The organism is Billgrantia lactosivorans, from assembly GCF_003254665.1.
Lineage (GTDB): Bacteria > Pseudomonadota > Gammaproteobacteria > Pseudomonadales > Halomonadaceae > Halomonas > Halomonas lactosivorans.
In genome coordinates this window covers 1-2,561 of record NZ_QHGY01000028.1, presented here as the reverse complement: position 1 = coordinate 2,561, position 2,561 = coordinate 1, and the positions used below count along the sequence as shown (strand labels likewise).

3 protein-coding genes are annotated in these 2,561 nt (G+C 67.3%); all 3 read left to right on the top strand.

The genetic code is table 11. The features are described from left to right. Nucleotides 1–269 (top strand): tetratricopeptide repeat protein (locus DIS04_RS20215; protein WP_479688584.1); only part of this gene is annotated, 269 nt, incomplete at its 5' end. Further along, nucleotides 266–1,030 (top strand): Crp/Fnr family transcriptional regulator, encoded by a 765-nt coding sequence (locus DIS04_RS20210; protein WP_111415586.1) that lies wholly within the window; start codon nucleotides 266–268, stop codon nucleotides 1,028–1,030. The genes DIS04_RS20215 and DIS04_RS20210, both read left to right, overlap by 4 nt. 264 nt (nucleotides 1,031–1,294) lie before the next feature. Beyond that, on the top strand, nucleotides 1,295–2,561 hold a 1,267-nt coding region (locus DIS04_RS20205; RefSeq protein ID WP_111415587.1), incomplete at its 3' end, for a cytochrome D1 domain-containing protein.

Sequence of the window (2,561 nt, the reverse complement as noted above, 5' to 3'; positions counted from 1 at the left end):
CCGTCGCGCCCGACGCCGAGCCACGCGACGAGGCCGACCTGCAGCGCGAGTTCCGCCACCTGGCGCAGCAGCTGCAGGGGCGCCTGGCGCAGGACCCTTCCGACCTGGAGAGCTGGGTGCTGCTGGGCCGCACCCTGGTCTTTCTGGGCGATCTGGAGGGGGCCGAGCGCGCCTTCCGCGAAGCCGAGGTGATCCGCGGCAATCCCGGCCAGCTTGACCAGGCCGACGACAGCCCCCCCGACGGGGCGTCGGCAAGGAGAGAGACATGAGCAGGACGTTGAGCCGCGAGGCCCTGCAGGCCGTGCGCCAGGTGCCGCTGTTCGCCGGCCTCGAGGACGAGACCCTGGCGCTGCTGACCGGCGGCGCCGTGGAGCGCAGCTATCGGCGCGGTGCACTGCTGTTCCGCAAGGGCGAACCGGCGGATCGCTTCTACGTGGTGCTCGACGGCTGGGTCAAGCTGTTCCGCGAAAGCCCCGACGGCAACGAGTGCATGGTGGGGCTGTTCACCCGCGGCGAGTCGTTCGCCGAGGCGGCGATGTTCGACCGCCTGGGATTTCCGGTCAACGCGGCGGTGGCCGAGGAGGCCCGGCTGCTGGTGTTCACCGCCGACCACTTCCTCACCACCCTGGAGCGTAACCACGGCCTGGCGCTCAACCTGCTGGCCAACCTCTCCGGCATGCTGCGCTATCTGGTGCGCCAGCTCGACCAGCTGGCCAACCAGCCCACCTACCAGCGCCTGGCGGCCTTCATCGTTGCGCTGTGCCCGGACGGCGCCGAACAGGCCACCGTCTACCTGCCTTGCGACAAGCTGCTCATCGCCGGCCGCCTGGGCATGAAACCGGAGAGCTTCTCGCGGGCCATGGCGCGGCTGCGCGAGGTCGGCGTCAGCTGCGAGCGAAACTGCGTGCACGTCGAGGACATCGCCGGGCTGCGGCGCTTCGCCAACGCCGCCGAGGAGCAGCCGCTCTCGCCGCGGCCGTGCTCGGCGAGGGACGCCACGCGGACGACCGTGCTCCGCCCCTGCCGCTGAACGCGGCCCCCGGGCCTTGCCCTCTCGACACGGCCCGCCCAGCGGGCCGTGGCATGCCGGGCCGCGATTTCTTTTCCTCTCCTCTGACTTAAGTCAACTCCTGGATGCATCAATTGACAGTGGTCAAGTGAGGCGCGAGGCAAAGTTGCTACTAATGGCGACAGGTGGGGGGTGGCTGAAGGACCTGGTCGCTGAGCGAAGAAAAAAAGGTCATGCCGGGCACCCGCCAGCCACACCCGAAGGGGAAACCAAGCGAGGCACGTTATGCACAAGAGAGCATTGACCAAGGGGATCTTCGCCCTCAGCTTCCCGTTGGCCGCCATGATCGGAACCGCCCAGGCCGCGGCACCGGAGCTGGCCGAGGAGGAGATGGAGCGCGCCAACAACATCTACTTCCAGCGCTGTGCCGGCTGTCACGGCACCACGCGCAACGGCGCCACCGGTCCGAACCTGCTGCCCGAGACTACCCAGGAGCTGGGGCAGCGCCGCCTGGAGAGCATCATCACGCTGGGCACCGAAGGGGGCATGAACAACTTCGACGGCATCCTCTCCGAAGACGACATCACGCTGATCTCGAAGTACATCCAGCACGACCCCGTCGATCCGCCCGAAATGTCGCTGGCGGACATGAAGGAGCGCTGGAAGGTCTTCGTCGAGCCGGAAGACCTGCCCACCGAACCCCAGCACGATCTGAACTGGGAAAACTTCATGGTCACCATCCTGCGTGACCGTGGCGCCATGGGCATCATCGACGCCGACACCAAGGAGCTGGTCACCGAGGTCGAGACCGGCTACGCGGTGCACGTGGCCAAGGAGAGTTCCGACGGCCGCTTCTGGTACGTCCAGGGCCGCGACGGCCGCCTCTCCAAGATCGACCTGTGGATGGACCCGCCGCAGGTCACCGCCGAGGTGTTCATCGGCTATGACGCCCGCGACGTGGCGGTCTCGCACTATGGCGAATGGAAGGACAAGTACGTCATCGGCGGCTCCTACTGGCCGCCGCACTTCGTGATTGCCGATGCCGAGTCCATGGAACCGCTCAAGGTCGTCTCCACGCGCAGCTACGACACGGAAGGCAACTTCCGCAACGAGGCCCGCGTCGCGGCGCTCTACAACACCCCGCACGCGCCGACGTTCCTGGTCAACGTCAAGGAGTCGGGCCAGGTCTGGCAGGTCGACTACAGCGACATCGACAACCTGCGCATCGACCAGATGGAGACCGCCGAGTACCTGCACGACGGCTTCTTCGACCCGACCGGCCGCTACTTCCAGATCGCCGCCAACATGAGCGACAAGATGGTGTTCATCGACACCGAGACGCGCAAGCTGGTCAGCATGCTGGAGACCGGGGTCAAGCCCCACCCGGGTCCGGGCGCCAACTGGGTCGATCCCGAGTGTGGCCCGGTCGCCGGCACCACCCACCTGGGCGAAGGCCTGTTGACCTTCTGGGGCAACGATCCCGAGGGCCATCCCGACCAGGCCTGGCAGATCTGCGACCAGATCGAGACCGACGGCCCGGGGCTATTCGTGC

Excerpts from the sequence above, each read along its gene's own strand:
- DIS04_RS20210 (WP_111415586.1), top strand. The coding sequence starts at position 266 with ATGAGCAGGACGTTGAGCCGCGAGGCCCTGCAGGCCGTGCGCCAGGTG.